This window comes from Mesorhizobium marinum (assembly GCF_040813675.1).
Taxonomy (GTDB): domain Bacteria; phylum Pseudomonadota; class Alphaproteobacteria; order Rhizobiales; family Rhizobiaceae; genus Mesorhizobium_K; species Mesorhizobium_K marinum.
Map to the genome: position 1 here is coordinate 892,039 of NZ_JBFOCI010000002.1, position 14,467 is coordinate 906,505.

General features: G+C 67.0%; 15 protein-coding genes. 3 read left to right on the plus strand and 12 right to left on the minus strand.

The features are described 5' to 3' along the window. Positions 1-40 precede the first annotated feature (40 nt). Complete coding sequence (locus ABUE31_RS09890; protein ID WP_367723368.1) at positions 41-1,255, minus strand: deoxyguanosinetriphosphate triphosphohydrolase; 1,215 nt, start codon at positions 1,253-1,255, stop codon at positions 41-43. A gap of 77 nt (positions 1,256-1,332) precedes the next feature. Between ABUE31_RS09890 and erpA the strand changes: the two genes are divergently transcribed. Continuing rightward, the gene (gene erpA / locus ABUE31_RS09895) at positions 1,333-1,680 is read left to right on the plus strand and encodes an iron-sulfur cluster insertion protein ErpA (RefSeq protein WP_367723369.1); all 348 of its coding nucleotides are present in this window, start codon (positions 1,333-1,335) and stop codon (positions 1,678-1,680) included. A gap of 12 nt (positions 1,681-1,692) precedes the next feature. Here erpA and ABUE31_RS09900 read toward each other — a convergent pair whose 3' ends face one another. The 9 genes from ABUE31_RS09900 to ABUE31_RS09940 form a co-directional block, all read right to left on the minus strand. After that, positions 1,693-3,024 carry a bifunctional folylpolyglutamate synthase/dihydrofolate synthase gene (locus tag ABUE31_RS09900; protein ID WP_367723370.1) on the minus strand — a complete coding sequence of 444 codons (1,332 nt, stop codon included), beginning with the start codon at positions 3,022-3,024 and terminating at the stop codon, positions 1,693-1,695. Between the two features lie 97 nt (positions 3,025-3,121). After that, the gene (accD, locus tag ABUE31_RS09905) at positions 3,122-4,042 is read right to left on the minus strand and encodes an acetyl-CoA carboxylase, carboxyltransferase subunit beta (protein ID WP_367723371.1); all 921 of its coding nucleotides are present in this window, start codon (positions 4,040-4,042) and stop codon (positions 3,122-3,124) included. Between the two features lie 36 nt (positions 4,043-4,078). Next, positions 4,079-4,918, minus strand: a complete 840-nt coding sequence (gene trpA / locus ABUE31_RS09910; protein ID WP_367723372.1) for a tryptophan synthase subunit alpha — start codon at positions 4,916-4,918, stop codon at positions 4,079-4,081. 2 nt (positions 4,919-4,920) lie between these two features. Next, a complete protein-coding gene (trpB, locus tag ABUE31_RS09915) occupies positions 4,921-6,141 on the minus strand; it encodes a tryptophan synthase subunit beta (protein ID WP_367723373.1) in 1,221 nt (406 codons plus the stop codon). 86 nt (positions 6,142-6,227) lie between these two features. Continuing rightward, positions 6,228-6,887 carry a phosphoribosylanthranilate isomerase gene (locus ABUE31_RS09920; RefSeq protein WP_367723374.1) on the minus strand — a complete coding sequence of 220 codons (660 nt, stop codon included), beginning with the start codon at positions 6,885-6,887 and terminating at the stop codon, positions 6,228-6,230. Positions 6,888-7,045: 158 nt separating this feature from the next. Beyond that, positions 7,046-7,819: a M48 family metallopeptidase gene (locus ABUE31_RS09925; RefSeq protein WP_367723375.1), complete on the minus strand. Its 774-nt coding sequence runs from the start codon at positions 7,817-7,819 to the stop codon at positions 7,046-7,048. 127 nt (positions 7,820-7,946) lie between these two features. Further along, positions 7,947-8,432 carry a DUF2852 domain-containing protein gene (locus ABUE31_RS09930; RefSeq protein WP_367723376.1) on the minus strand — a complete coding sequence of 162 codons (486 nt, stop codon included), beginning with the start codon at positions 8,430-8,432 and terminating at the stop codon, positions 7,947-7,949. Positions 8,433-8,545: 113 nt separating this feature from the next. After that, positions 8,546-9,691, minus strand: a complete 1,146-nt coding sequence (locus ABUE31_RS09935) for a benzoate/H(+) symporter BenE family transporter (protein WP_367723377.1) — start codon at positions 9,689-9,691, stop codon at positions 8,546-8,548. Between the two features lie 69 nt (positions 9,692-9,760). After that, positions 9,761-10,540, minus strand: a complete 780-nt coding sequence (locus ABUE31_RS09940; RefSeq protein ID WP_367723378.1) for an alpha/beta hydrolase — start codon at positions 10,538-10,540, stop codon at positions 9,761-9,763. A 207-nt stretch (positions 10,541-10,747) separates the two neighbouring features. Between ABUE31_RS09940 and infC the strand changes: the two genes are divergently transcribed. Together infC and ABUE31_RS09950 are read left to right on the plus strand one after the other, a co-directional pair. After that, positions 10,748-11,284 (plus strand): translation initiation factor IF-3, encoded by a 537-nt coding sequence (gene infC, locus ABUE31_RS09945; protein ID WP_367723615.1) that lies wholly within the window; start codon positions 10,748-10,750, stop codon positions 11,282-11,284. Between the two features lie 20 nt (positions 11,285-11,304). Next, the gene (locus ABUE31_RS09950) at positions 11,305-11,934 is read left to right on the plus strand and encodes a methyltransferase family protein (RefSeq protein WP_367723379.1); all 630 of its coding nucleotides are present in this window, start codon (positions 11,305-11,307) and stop codon (positions 11,932-11,934) included. Positions 11,935-11,949: 15 nt separating this feature from the next. Here ABUE31_RS09950 and ABUE31_RS09955 read toward each other — a convergent pair whose 3' ends face one another. Then, positions 11,950-13,458, minus strand: coding sequence for a glycosyltransferase family 39 protein (locus ABUE31_RS09955; RefSeq protein ID WP_367723380.1), 1,509 nt, complete (start codon positions 13,456-13,458; stop codon positions 11,950-11,952). Beyond that, complete coding sequence (locus ABUE31_RS09960) at positions 13,455-14,456, minus strand: glycosyltransferase family 2 protein (protein WP_367723381.1); 1,002 nt, start codon at positions 14,454-14,456, stop codon at positions 13,455-13,457. The genes ABUE31_RS09955 and ABUE31_RS09960 overlap by 4 nt, the downstream gene beginning before the upstream one ends. Between the last annotated feature and the right edge of the window lie 11 nt (positions 14,457-14,467).

Consider the following 14,467-nt stretch of genomic DNA (forward strand, 5'->3'; position numbering starts at 1 on the left):
CGGCGAATATGCGGAAGAATGCCGCAAAATCGCAGCCGCCCTAGCCCAAATCGGGCGTATGGTCAAACAGGCGGCGGTGTTCCTTGAGGGCATAGGTGTCGGTCATGCCGGCGAGGAAATCGGCGACGTCGCGCGCCTTGATGCGGTCCGGGGCGAGGTCGAGCCCCTCGCGCCAGCCCTCGGGCATCAACCTGGGATCGGCGAAATAGGCGTCGAAAAGCTCCTTGACGACCCGTTCGGCGTCCGCCCTGACGCGCATCACCTCGTCGGCGCGATAGATGTGCTTGTAGAGGAACGCCTTCAGTTCGCGCTCCTGCGCGGCAAGCTCGTCGGAGAAGACGACCATAGTCTCGCCGGCGTTGCGGATGTCGTCGGCGCTTTGCGGCTTCAGCCGTTCGAGGCGGGCCATGGCCGTAGAAATCACGTCCTCGACCATGATGGTGATCTGGCGGCGCATGAGCTCGTGGCCGGTGCGGACAGCATCGAGGCGCGGGTAGCGTTCGCGCACGCCTGCCAGGATGCCGCGCGGCAGGGTGGCGGCGTCGAGCATGTCGAGGGTCAGCAGGCCGGCGCGCAGCCCGTCGTCTATGTCATGCGTGTTGTAGGCGATGTCGTCGGCGATGGCCGCGCACTGCGCTTCCAGGCCGGCATGCTTGTCGAGCCACAGGTCGAAGAGTTCGTTGAAGTCGCGGATGGCCTGCGGCACCGGCCCTTTCAGCCCGTTTCCGGCGGCGTCCGTGAGCGGGCCGTTGTGCTTGACCAGGCCCTCCAGCGTCTCCCAGGTGAGGTTCAGCCCGTCGAACTCGGCGTAGCGCCGCTCCAGACGGGTGACGATGCGCAGCGACTGGGCGTTGTGGTCGAAGCCGCCCCATGCCGCCATCTTCGCATTGAGCGCGTCTTCGCCGGTGTGGCCGAAGGGCGTGTGGCCGAAATCGTGCACCAGCGCGATCGCCTCGGCGAGATCCTCGTCGCAGCGCAGCGCCCGGGCGAGCGCGCGGGCAATCTGCGCGACCTCGATCGTATGGGTGAGCCTGGTGCGGTAGTGATCGCCCTCGTGCGCGACGAACACCTGCGTCTTGTGCTTCAGCCGGCGGAAGGCGGTCGAGTGGACGATGCGGTCGCGGTCGCGCTGGAACGGCGTGCGGGTCGGGCTTTCCGGCTCGGCCTTGAAGCGTCCGCGCGCATGATCGGGATCGCAGGCGTAGGGCGCGCGGGGGCGATAGCCGAAACCGATCTCGCCAAGCTCCTTGCCCATGGCCGAATGCGCGCCCGTTGACTTGCCCTACGCCCGTTCATACCTATCATGCGAACGCCAAAGCAAGGTGACGCCACATGGGCGCTGATGCAAAGACCACGATGAAGGTCGACGTGACCGACGCCGCAGCCAACCGCGTGGCCAGGATTCTGGCCGGCGAGCCCGGCAAGATAGCGCTGCGGGTCTCGGTCGAGGGTGGCGGCTGCTCCGGCTTCTCCTACAAGTTCGACCTCGTCGACGCCAGGAACGAGGACGACGTGGCCATCGAGAAGAACGGCGCCACCGTGCTGATCGACGACCTGTCCATGGTCTATATGGGCGGCTCGGTGATCGACTTCGTCGACGACCTGATGGGCCAGTCCTTCCAGATCAGGAACCCGAACGCGGTCGCCGCCTGCGGCTGCGGGACGAGTTTTTCCGTCTAGGCCCCAAACCGGTCAGGTCGGCGGCGTGCCGTTGTCGGCCAGCACCGCTCCCGCCAGGTAGAGCGAGCCGCCGATCAGGATGCGCGGCGCCGGCTCTCTCTCGTCCCAGGTGTCGCGCAGCAGCATGAGCGCATTGGCGACCGATGCCACCGGCTCCGCCGACAGGCCGGCCTCCTGGGCGCGGATCGCCAGTTCCGTGTTCGGCACGCCGGCGTCGGACAGGCTGACCGGCACCGCGAAGACGTGGCGCGCCATGCCCACGAAAGCCTTGAAATAGCCCGTCTGGTCTTTCGTGTTGATCATCCCCGAGATCAGGAACAGCGGCCTCGGCTGCCGTTCCTCCTGTTCGACCAGCGCCTCGGCGACGACCAGTCCAGCGCCGGGGTTGTGGCCGCCGTCGAGCCAGATTTCGGCCCCTTCGGGTGCGAGTTCGGCAAGCCGGCCCTTCTGCAGCCGCTGCATGCGGCCCGGCCAGTAGACATTGCGCATGGCGCGGCCGGCCGCGTCGGCGTCGATCTCGAAGCCGGCGGCGCGCACCGCCGCGATGGCAGCTGCGGCATTGGCGTATTGATGCCGCCCCGGCAGGATCGGCGGCGGCAGGTCCATCAGCCCGTCGCCGTCCTGGTAGACCATGCGGCCGTTTTCCTCATAGGCGAGGAAGTCCTGCCCGTAGACCGTGACCGGACTGCCGAGCCGCTCGGCCGTCTCCACGAGCACGGTTTGTGCGGCCTCGGCCTCCTGCGCGCCGACGACCACGGGATGGCCGGGCTTGATGATGCCGGCCTTCTCGGCCGCGATCAGTTCGACGCGGTCGCCGAGATAGGCTTCGTGGTCGAGCGAGACAGGCATGATCAGAGAGACCGCGGGGTCCGGGATCACGTTGGTGGCGTCGAAGCGTCCGCCAAGCCCGACCTCGATGATCGCCGCATCGGCGGGATGTTCCGAGAACAGCAGGAAGGTAGCGGCGGTCAGGATCTCGAAGACCGTGATCGTCTCGCCCTGGTTGGCTTCGGCGACGCGGCCGATGGTGCTGGCGAGCAGTGCGTCGTCGACAAGCCTGCCGCCGCCCTCGGCGGCAAGGCGGTAGCGCTCGTGCCAGTTCACCAGGTGCGGCGAGGTATGCACATGCACGCGGTAGCCGGCCTCCTCCAGGAGGGCGCGCGCGAAGGCCGCCGCCGATCCCTTGCCGTTGGTGCCGGCGATGTGGATCACGGGGGGAAGCCTGAGCTGCGGGTTGCCGAGCCGCTCGAGAAGGCGCCGGACACGATCGAGCGACAGGTCGTAGCCCTTTGGGTGCAGCGCCAGCAGGCGTTCGATTTCACGGTCGGCGAGTAGAGCGGTCATCAATGCCCCAAAGGCAGGGTCTGGCGCGCCATGCCGGCTCGAGAATAGACCCCGGCCGCCGGCGCGCACAATGAAGCGCCGCGGCGCGGCGCGTCGTTTATGCGCCGGGCCGGGCTTCCGGCGCCGCCAGCGCAGGCGGCAGCATTTCGGGCTCGCCGGCGCTCGCTGCCGGGCTCTTGAGCAGGATCTTCAGGAGCCGCGCGACGGTCGACTTCATCTCGAGGCGGGAGACGACCATGTCGACCATGCCGTGCTCCATCAGGTACTCGGAGCGCTGGAACCCTTCGGGCAGCTTCTCGCGGATGGTCTGCTCGATGACGCGCGGGCCGGCAAAGCCGATCAACGCGCCGGGTTCGGCGATATGGACATCGCCCAGCATGGCGTAGGACGCGGTGACGCCGCCGGTCGTCGGGTTGGTGAGCACGACGATGTAGGGCAGCCCGGCTTCCTTCAGGCGGTCGACGCCGACGGTGGTGCGCGGCAGCTGCATCAGCGACAGGATGCCCTCCTGCATGCGCGCGCCGCCCGAGGCTGCGAACAGCACCAGCGGCCGCTTCATGACGAGCGCGGTTTCGAAGGCATTGGCGATAGCTTCGCCGGCGGCCATGCCGAGCGAACCGCCCATGAAGGCGAAGTCCTGCACGGTGGCGATGATGGGCAGCCCCTCGATCTCGCCCGACGCGTTGAGGATCGCGTCCTCCAGCCCCGTCTTGGCCTTGGCGTCCCTGAGGCGGTCGGTGTAGCGCTTCTCGTCGCGGAATTTCAGCGGGTCAACGAAGACTTTCGGGTTCTCGATGAGCGTGTAGGCGCCGCCGTCGAAGAAGAACTTCAGCCGCTCCTTCGCCGAAATCTTCATGTGGTGGCCCGACGAGGGGATGACGTACTGGTTCTCCTCGAGGTCCTTGTGGAACACCATCTCGCCGCTCTCGGGATCCTTGATCCAGAGATTTTCGGGAATGTCCCGGCGTCCGAGCATCGAATTGATCTTCGGACGGACGAAATTGGTGATCCAGTTCATGGCGAAGGTTCCCGTTCCTGGGGAAAGATGGGAATGCTATTCGGCGGGAGCAAGGCGCGAGGCGCGCACGCCCTGCGCGAGCCCGCTGACCAGCGTGGCGACCGCTTCCGCCGGGTCAGCCGTCAGCCCGCCCTTCGGGTCGATGACGTTGGCGACCGCGTTGACGATCGCCGTGCCGACCACGACGCCGTCGGCCGAGGCGCCGATGGTGCGCGCCTGCTCGGCGGTCTTGACGCCGAAGCCGACGCAGACCGGCAGGTCGGTATGGCCCTTGATGCGCTGCACGGCGGTCGCGACCTTGGCCGTGTCGGCGAGCGCCGAGCCGGTGATGCCGGTCATCGACACGTAGTAGACGAAGCCCGACGTGTTCTGCAGCACCTTGGGCAGCCGGCGGTCGTCGGTGGTCGGCGTTGCGAGGCGGATGAAGTTGATGCCGGCCTTGAGGGCCGGGATGCAGAGTTCGGCGTCCATCTCCGGCGGCAGGTCGACGACGATCAGGCCGTCGATGCCGGCCTGCTTCGCATCGGCGAGGAAACGCTCGACGCCATAGATGTAGATCGGGTTGTAGTAACCCATCAGCACGATCGGCGTGTCGTCGTCGCCGGCCCGGAAGTCGCGCGCCATGTCGAGCGTCTTGGCCAGCGTCTGGCCGGCCTTGAGCGCACGCAGTCCGGCCGCCTGGATCGCCGGGCCGTCGGCCATCGGGTCGGAGAAGGGCATGCCGAGCTCGATGACGTCGCTGCCGGCTTTGGGCAGCGCCTTCATGATCTTGAGCGAGGTGGCGTAGTCGGGATCGCCGCCCATGAAATAGGTGACGAGCGCCGGCCGGCCCTCGGACTTCAGCTTCGCCATGCGACGGTCGATGCGGGTGGTCATACTCAGATCTCCATGCCCATCATCTTGGCGACGGTGTGGACGTCCTTGTCGCCGCGACCGGACAGGTTGACGATGACGATCTGGTCCTTGGGAAGCGTCGGCGCGAGCTTCATCGCATGCGCCACCGCGTGGGCGGACTCCAGCGCCGGGATGATGCCCTCGACCTTGGTGGTCAGCTGGAATGCCTCCAGCGCCTCGTCGTCGAGGATGGGCACATATTCGACGCGGCCGGAATCCCTCAGCCAGCTGTGCTCGGGGCCGACGCCCGGGTAGTCGAGGCCCGCCGAGATCGAATGGCCGTCGAGGATCTGGCCGTCGTCGTTCTGCAGCAGGTAGGTGCGGTTGCCGTGCAGGACGCCCGGCCGGCCGGCATTCATCGAGGCGCAATGCTCGACGCCCTCGAGGCCGCGCCCGCCCGCCTCGATGCCGATGATGCGGACCGACCGGTCGTCGAGGAAGGGATGGAACATGCCGATGGCGTTGGAGCCGCCCCCGACCGCGGCGATCACCACGTCGGGCAGGCGTCCTTCCTGTTCGAGAATCTGGGCGCGCGCCTCCGCGCCGATCACCGACTGGAAGTCGCGCACGAGCTCCGGATAGGGATGCGGGCCGGCGGCGGTGCCGATCAGGTAGTAGGTGTCCTCGACATTGGTGACCCAATCCCTCAGAGCTTCGTTCATGGCGTCCTTCAGCGTGCCGTGGCCGGCGCTGACGGGACGGACCTCGGCGCCCAGGAGCTTCATGCGGAACACGTTGGGCTTCTGGCGCTCGACGTCGGTGGCGCCCATGTAGACGACGCAAGGGTAGCCGAAGCGCGCCGACACCGTCGCCGAGGCGACGCCGTGCTGGCCGGCGCCCGTCTCGGCGATGATGCGCTTCTTGCCCATGCGCTTGGCGAGCAGGATCTGTCCCAGGCAGTTGTTGATCTTGTGCGAGCCGGTGTGGTTCAGGTCCTCGCGCTTGAAATAGATTTTTGCGCCGCCGAGATGTTTCGTCAGCCCTTCGGCGAAATAGAGCTTTGACGGCCGCCCGGCATAGTGGGTCGAAAGCGCGGTCAGCTCGGCCTTGAAGGCGGGGTCGTTCTTGGCCGCGTTCCATTCGCGCTCTAGGTCGAGAATGAGCGGCATCAGGGTCTCGGCGACGAAACGGCCGCCGAACGTGCCGAACATGCCCTGTTCGTCGGGTCCGGTGCGGAAGGAGTTGGGCTCGGGCGGCTGGTTCATGACGGTTTCCGTTTGGGGGCGGCGGTCTTGTCGGCGGCCGGTCGGCTTCGCTTAGCCTTTTCGGCGACCCGAAGGCAACAGCCGCGTCAGGCCGCGCTCCTCTCGCCGGCGGCGCGCACGGCCTCGAAGAAGGCGTCGATCAGGCCGACGTCCTTGACGCCAGGCGCACTTTCGACGCCGGAGGAGACGTCGATGCCGGCCGGCCGCACCAGGCGCAGCGCCTCGCCGATGTTCCGGGAATTGAGCCCGCCGGACAGCATGTAGTCGACATCGGGATCGAGCGCGGCGAGCACCCGCCAGTCGAACGGCACGCCGTTGCCTCCCGGCAGTTCCGCGCCCTTCGGCGGTTTGGCGTCGAAGAGGAAACGGTCGGCGACGCCGCGATAGGGCGCGATCGCCGCGAGGTCGCCGGCGTCGCGGATGGAAAAGGCCTTGATCACAGGCAGGCCGTGGCGCGCCTTGACCGCGGCGACGCGCTCCGGCGGCTCATGGCCGTGAAGCTGCAGCATGTCGGGGGACATGGCAGCGACCATGGCGTCGAGGGTCGCGTCGTCCGCATCGACGGTCACGGCGACGGCCCTGGCCCGGCCGGTCGCCAGTGTGCGAAGCCGGCCGGCCTCGGCGGGCGCGACGTTGCGCGGGCTCTTGCCGAAAAAGATGAAGCCGACATGCGATGCGCCGTTGCGGAGCGCCGCCTCCAGCGCGTCCGGCTTCGTCAGGCCGCAGATCTTCACGTCGAGCGTCATGGCGCGCGACGTCGCACGAAATGGCGCAAAAGTCGAGAAATCAAGTCAGCGTCCAAGGTTGGGAGTGCCTGCCGCCGGCGGCACGAACTCCATCGGTCTTTGGAGTATGCGGGAGGCCGCTCCGGCCCCGCCTGACCCCATGGCGTCCGGCGGCGGCGCTACTCGAACTGGATCGCCTGCAGGGCGGTGCCGTTGCGCTTCAGCCAATCCTTGCAGCGCTCGGTGTCCGGGCAGAGTTCCTCGCACAGTTTCCAGAACTTGGGCCCGTGGTTCATCTGCTTGAGATGCGCGACCTCGTGGGCGACGAGGTAGTTGATGATCGGCTTTGGCGCCATCATGATGCGCCAGGAGAAGGACAGCTTTCCGTCCGAGGTGCAGGAGCCCCAGCGGCTCGACGTGTCGCGGAAGCGGATCGACTTGGCGCGCTTGTTGATGGCGGCGGTATGCTTCATCACCAGCGCCTCGATGTCCTTTTTCGCCTGCTTTTTCAGGAAATCGGCGAGCCGCCGCGGCAGGTGCTCGCGTTCGCCGTGCACGAAAAGGGCCGGCGTGCCGTCATCCTTCCTGCCGATGGTCACGGTGCCGCGCCGCTCCGGCACGTGGACGATGGCATGTGGAATGCCGCGAAGCGGTATCCTGATACCTGGGCGTACCAGCGGGCGCTTGGGAAGCTTGGAAAGCCGTTCTTCCAGCCAGTCTTGCTGGCGCTTCAGGAAACGATTGACCTCGCCCCGGGCCAGCCCCGGCGGGATGGTGACGCTGAGCGAGCGTCCACCGGCGTCGATTCTCAGTGTCAGCTGCCTGGCGCGGCCGTTTTCGACGATCCTGAGCGGCAAGGTCCGGCCCGCGACCTCGTGCAGGCACTCCTTGACCAGCGAGCGGCCAGTGTTCCTTTTCCTGACGGTCGTTGCCTTGAACAGCGCGATGGGCATGCACTGACGATAGCCGATTCTTTTTTGTTGGATAGGTGGGAGCCGGGCTGCGGAAAAGAAAAACGGCGCCGTCGGTCGACGGCGCCGTTTCCGTGCATCGAATTGCGGCGACGGCCGCCCGGACTGCTCAATCGTCGAGCAGATTCGTGCCGTTGTCGCGGCTGGCGTCACCGCCGGGCCGTTCCGGCCTGGCCGGCGCGGAGGACCGGTTGCGATTCGCCATGAAGCGGTCGAATTCCTCCTGGTCCTTTGCACGGCGCAGCTCGCGCGCATATTCGTCGAACTCGGCGAGCATGTCGTCGAGCTTGCGGCGCTCCTCGGCGAGGCGCTCCAGTTCCTTGTCGCGCCAGTCGTCGAAGGCGACGTTGCCGGTGCGCGGGCCGCGGGAAGCGCCGTAGCCCCAGCGGTGCGCCTTGTCGGCGCTTCTGCGGCAGCCGGCGAACACGCCGTCCGTTGCGCGGTTGACGTCGCGCTTGAAGCCGTCAAGCCGGTCGCCCCAGATGATATAAGCAAGCATGGCGAGGCCGAGCGGCCAGAACACCATGAAGCCGATCACCATCAGCGCGATGGTCGCCGGCGTCCAGGCCGGGCGGATCAGTGCAGTCGTGTTCATTTCACTCCCGTTCCTTCGGTTCGAGGCAGCCGGACAGGCTGCTGATTTCGAAATGGGGAAAGCCGGGGGGCGATTCAAGAACGGCCGGGATCAAACCGGACAATAGATTGAAATCACTTGCCTTTTTTGAAGGAATCGAGCGTAAGGACGGCGAGCCCCGCCAGAAGGCCCCAGAACGCCGAGCCGATGCCCAGGAGGCTGAGCCCAGAAGCGGTCACCGCAAAGGCCACGGTGGCGGCCATGCGCTCGGATTCGTCCTTCAGCGCGATCGCCAGTGCATTGGCGAGCGGCCCCATCAGCCCGAGGCCGGCCACCAGCAGGATGAGGCTCTGCGGCAGGACGGCGAAGATGGCGACCAGCGACGCGCCGAAGATGGCGAAGATCAGGTAGAACAGCGCGTAGAAGGGGCCGGTCTTCCAGCGCTCGGCGGGGTCGGGATGGACGTCAGGGCCGGTGCAGATGGCGGCCGAGATGGCGGCGAGGTTGGATGTCAGCGCGCCGAAGGGCGCGGTCAAAAGCGATACAAGCCCGGTGACGGTGATCAGCGGCCCGGGTTCGGGATGGTAGCCGGCGGCGCGCAGCACGGCGAGGCCGGAGAGGTTCTGCGACGCCATGGTGACCAGATAGAGCGGAAGCGCCAGGCTGACGGCCGAGGACAGCGAGAAGTCGGGCACGATCAGCGTCAGCGTCGAGAGTTCGGGTGCCGGCAGGCCGCCGACGCGGCCGGTCAGGAAGGCCGCCAGCCCGCCGCCGACCAGCACCGCGAGCACCGACAGCGCCGGATTGAAGAGCCGGAACACGAAGAAGGCGGCGATCAGCGGCAGGATCAGCCAGGGGTCGTCTGGGATCGTCTTCACCGCGTTGATGGCGAAGGAGACGACGATGCCGGCGAGCATGCCCGATGCTACCGAGGCCGGGATTTTCGCGATCAGCCGCGTCAGTGGCCGGAACAGGCCGGTGGCGACGAGCAGAAGCGCGGTGATGATGAAGGCGGCGACCGCCTCCTCGACGGAGAAGCCGCTTGAGGCGCCGATCAGCGCCGCGCCCGGCGTTGACCAGGCGCTGATGACCGGCATTTTCGTGCGCCATGACAGATAGAGGCTCTCCACCGCCATGGCGAGGCAGAGCGCCGTCACCGCGCTGGCGGTCTGCGCCTGGGTGGCGCCGACGGCGTCGGAGGCGGCGATGATCAGCACCAGCGTGCCGCCGAAGCCGACGATCGCAGCCACGAAGGCCGAAGCGGGGATGGAAAGGCGCATGGTCGAAACCGGTGGCGAAAGGGGCGCCGCCTTCTTGCGGCAGGATCGGGCGTCAGGCAAGCGGGAGGGTTACGGGGCGTGCGCCCCGGACTGGGCGATCACGCCTTCCACGGCGCGGACCAGAAGCTCCAGATCCTGCGGCCGCGACAGCCGGTGGTCGCCGTCGGGGATCAGCGACAGCGTCACGTCGTCGGCCGGCAGCAGGCTGACAAGCTTGAGCGCGTGGGTGTGCGGCACGTCGGGATCGGCCATGCCCTGGAGGACGTGGACCGGGCAGTGCGTGTCGATCGGCCCGGTCATGACGCGGTTGGCGCGGCCGTCCTCGATCAGCGCGCTCGTGTAGATGTTGGGCTCGGGCGAATAGGCGGACTTCTCCTCGAAATAGCCCCGCTCTGCCAGTTCGCGGGTCTGCTTCCTGGTCAGCGCCGGTTCGATCAGCTCGGCGGTGAAGTCGGGCGCCGGCGCGAGCAGCACCATGCCGGCCACGCGCCCGCCCTCGCCGGCCTTGCGCAGTTCCTGGACGAGGCGGAGCGCGATCCAGCCACCCATCGACGACCCGACCAGGACCTGCGGACCCTCGGTAAGCTGGCGGAAAGCGGCCAGGCTCTCGCCCAGCCATGTCGAGATTGTGCCGTCGACAAAGGCGCCGCCGGATTCGCCGTGGCCGGAATAGTCGAAGCGCAGGAAGGCATGGCCGGCGGCCGCCGCCCAGTCCGACAACGTTTCGGCCTTCGTGCCCAGCATGTCGGAGCGGTAGCCGCCGAGCCAGACGAGACCCGGCGCCCGGCCTTCGCGGCGGCGATAGGCGATCGGCGTCTTGCCGACCTCGAGGAATTGCGGCTCTGCCATGTCGGGTCCCCTTGTCTCAGGCCGAGGCTTTTGGCACAGGCGCGCCGGGAGGTGAAGCGCGGCAGCCGAAGCGTCGCTGTCGCGGCGGCGTGCGTCCAGACGGTGGTGATTTATTGTTCGCGCCGTGCTATTGACTCCGCAGGTTTCGGCGCGACATAGGCGAAATCCGCAAATCCAGAACGTCAACCGCATGAGGAGACGACTACCATTCGCAGACCTTTCAAGGCAGCGGCGCCCACCAAAGAGGGCCCGCGCTCAAACCGCGACATCCGGGTGCCCCGGGTCCAGCTCATCGATGCCGACGGCCAGAACCGTGGCGAAGTTTCCATCAACGACGCACTGTCGCTCGCCGAAGAGGCGGGGCTCGATCTCGTTGAGATATCGCCGAACGCCAACCCGCCGGTTACCAAGATTCTCGACCTCGGCAAGCTGAAATACGCCAACCAGAAGAAGGCCGCCGAGGCGCGCAAGAACCAGAAGGTCATCGAGATCAAGGAGATCAAGATGCGCCCGAACATCGACTCGCATGACTACGAGACCAAGATGAAGGCCGTCAGGCGGTTCTTCGAGGAAGGCGACAAGGTCAAGCTGACCCTGCGCTTCCGCGGCCGCGAGATGGCGCATATGGAACTCGGCATGCAGCTGCTGAACAAGGTTCGCGAGGAAGTCGCCACGATCGCAAAGGTCGAGGCGGAGCCGAAGCTCGAGGGCCGGCAGATGATGATGGTGCTGGCGCCGCGCTGAGCGCCGCGCCTGCCGTTCCGATGACTGACGACGCCCTGACGACCAACCTCCGTTCCTACCAGCGGCTGCGACGGCTGACGCTGGCGGCGTTGCTGGCGCTCGTCTTCTTCGTGCTGCTGTTCGGCCAGTCGGTCTTCCCGCCCGAGACGGTCGTTCACGAGGCGATCGAGATGAGCGGCATCGTGCTGATCGTGATCGGCATCGCCGGGCGGCTCTGGTCGACGCTCTACATCGGCGGGCGCAAGGCCGCGGCCGTCGTGACCGACGGCCCCTACTCGATCACGCGCAATCCGCTCTACGTGTTCTCCTCGGTCGCCGCCATGGGCGTGGGCGCGCAGATGGGCTCGATCACGGTTGCCATCGGCTTCGGCCTCGCATGCGCGGCGGCGTTCCACGTCGTCATCCTGCGCGAGGAGCGCTTCCTGACGACCAAGCTCGGCGCGGAGTACACGGACTACATCGCCACCGTTCCGCGCTTCCTGCCGAATCCGGCGCTCTACCGCGAAGGCGACGCCACCGGCTTCAAGCCGCAGCTCCTGCTGACGACGCTGATCGACGGGCTGGTGTTCCTGGTGGCAATGCCGCTTTTCGAGATCATCGACGCGGCGCAGCTCTCCGGCACCCTGCCGGTGCTGTTCAGGGTGCCTTGACCGCGGGACGGACGCTCAGCCGCCCTGCGCCGCCGGATAGATCCACGCATAGCCGAAATGGTAGACGTCGCCATCCCTGCCGTAGTGGTAGGGGAAGGCCGCGTCCTTCGCTTCGAGCGGCCGGCCGGCCAGGGCGTCGTTCTGGTTCAACCAGCGCCACATCTCCTCGCTCGGGTTGAGCGTCGCGCCGCCGTCCCGCCTGCGCCAGACGGCAAGCACGGGATGCGTGGCGTCGAAGGCGAACGGCACTCCGTGCGCGTAACCCGGGACGGCCACGGCGATGTCGGGAGCATGCAGGCGCAGGTTGCCGGCGAGCTGGTGGTCGAGCGTCAGGATCACCGACGGGCGATGCTGGCCGGATGCGAGAATCTCGGCGGTCGCCTGGCCGTAGGGAACGTTCTGCTTGCCGTAATGTGCAGTCCAGCCGGCGAGATAGGGACGCATGAAGAGGGCGAGCGGCACGACCACCATGATCGCCGCGACGACGGCGCCGAAACGCGCTGGCGCGGACCCCAGGGGCTGGCCCGACGCGTCGAGCTTGGCTGCAAGATAGATCGGCAGCAGCAGGAAGATCGGGACCAGCCAGCGGTCCTTGATGTCGCTGGCGCCCAGGATCACCACCAGCAGAAGCAGGCCGAGCGCGATGGCGAACATCCGTCCGATCAGTCGGGTCCACTGGGTCTCGGCCCGCCATGCCCGAGGCAGCGACATTCCGAAGGCAATGAGGAAGACCAGCGCCGTCGGCAGCACGAAGGCGGCGAACGCGCCGACGAGCGACGCCACACCGCTGGCGATCTGGCCGGCGCGGCTGACATCGCCGCCATCGGTCAGCTTTTCGAGCGTGCGGCTGGTCGCGGCGTCGAAGTGGCCTAGGAACCAGAGCGCGTGCGGCAGGACGATCACAAAGGCGACCGCGATCGCGATCAGCATGCGCGGGTCGAACAGGCGCCGGCGCAGCTGGGGATCGGGCAGGACGGCCAGCGCCGCGACCAGCGGCAGCAGCGCGAAGTTGTACTTCGACAGGACGCCGAAGCCGACCGACGCGCCGACGAGCGCATAGTTGACGGCTGTCGGCGTCTCCAGTGTCCGCACGAAGACGTAGCCGAACAGGCAGGCGCTGAACAGCACCGCCACGGTGTGGGTGAGGTCGCGCTGCGCCTCGTATCCGACCTGCGGGAAGGTGATTAGCCCGAGCGTGGCGATCACCGCCAGCACACGGTCGCGTATGATGATATGGGCCGTCAGGCCGAAGAACAGGTAGCTCAGGAACAGCATCAGGTTCTTGAGCAGGGAAATGGCGAGCATGTTGCTGCCCAGCAACTGGACGACGCCATATTGCAGCCAGTTGTAGAAGGGCGGCTGCGAATCGTATCCCGGCGCCAGCCACTGCGCGAAGAAGAGCTGCTGGCCCTCGTCGAGCTCGAGCGAGTCCGGGCCGGCAAGCCTGACTAGGACGTTGATCGCGAAATAGGCGGCCAGCGCCGCGTAGACAGCGCCGTCGCGCATGGCCAGCCGGCCGATCATGCGTCGCGAACGTGGATGTTGCGGACGAAGTAGTTCCGGGTCTCCCCGTCGGGACGCGCCAGGATCTCCCCGAGGATGCCGGTGCTGATCATCTGCACCGAGGCGACGAACAGCATGACGGCGACGATCAGAAGGGGACGCGTGCCGATGTCCTCGCCGAGCAGGAACTTGACGAAGAACAGATAGAGGAAGATGAGCGCGCTGACCGTGCCGAAGGCGAGGCCGATGACGCCGAAGAAGTGGCCCGGCCGGTAGCGGAAGCTCATGAAGAAGGCGACTGACAGGAGGTCGAGCACCACGCGGAAGGTTCGCGACAGGCCGTATTTCGACTGGCCGTAGCGCCGTGCGTTGTGGGCGACCACCATCTCGTCGATGCGCGAGGTGGGCGCGACGCTGGCGATGAGCGCGGGGATGAAGCGGTGCATGTCGCCCATGATCCTGATCTGCTTGAGGACGCGGGTGCGATAGAGCTTCAGCCCGCATCCGTAGTCGTGGATCCTGACGCCCGTTACCTTGCGGATCAGCGCGTTGGCGATCCAGGACGGGATCAGCCGCAGCACCAGGCCGTCGTGCCGGTCCTTGCGCCAGCCGCACAGAAGGTCGAGCTGTCGCTCCTCGAGAACGGCGATCATCCCGGGAATATCGTAGGGATCGTTCTGCAGGTCGCCATCGAGCGTCGCCAGGAGCCGGCCGCGCGCCGCGTCAATGCCTGCCTGCAGCCCCGCAGCCTGCCCGAAATTGCGCTGCAGCTCGACGATCCTGAGGTCGAGCCCTTCGCGGGAGAACTCCTTGCGTGCGTTGGCGAGCGTCGCGTCGGTCGATCCGTCGTCGACGATAATCAGTTCCCACGGCTTGCCGAAACCCTTAAGAGCCCCGCAGATACGCTCGACCAGCGGCCCGATGCTCTCCTCCTCGTTGCGCATCGGAACGACGACGGAAAGTTCGATTGCGCTGTCGTCATGGTCGACGGCAGGCGGATACGGTTGTGATTGCAGCACGAGATCTCCCG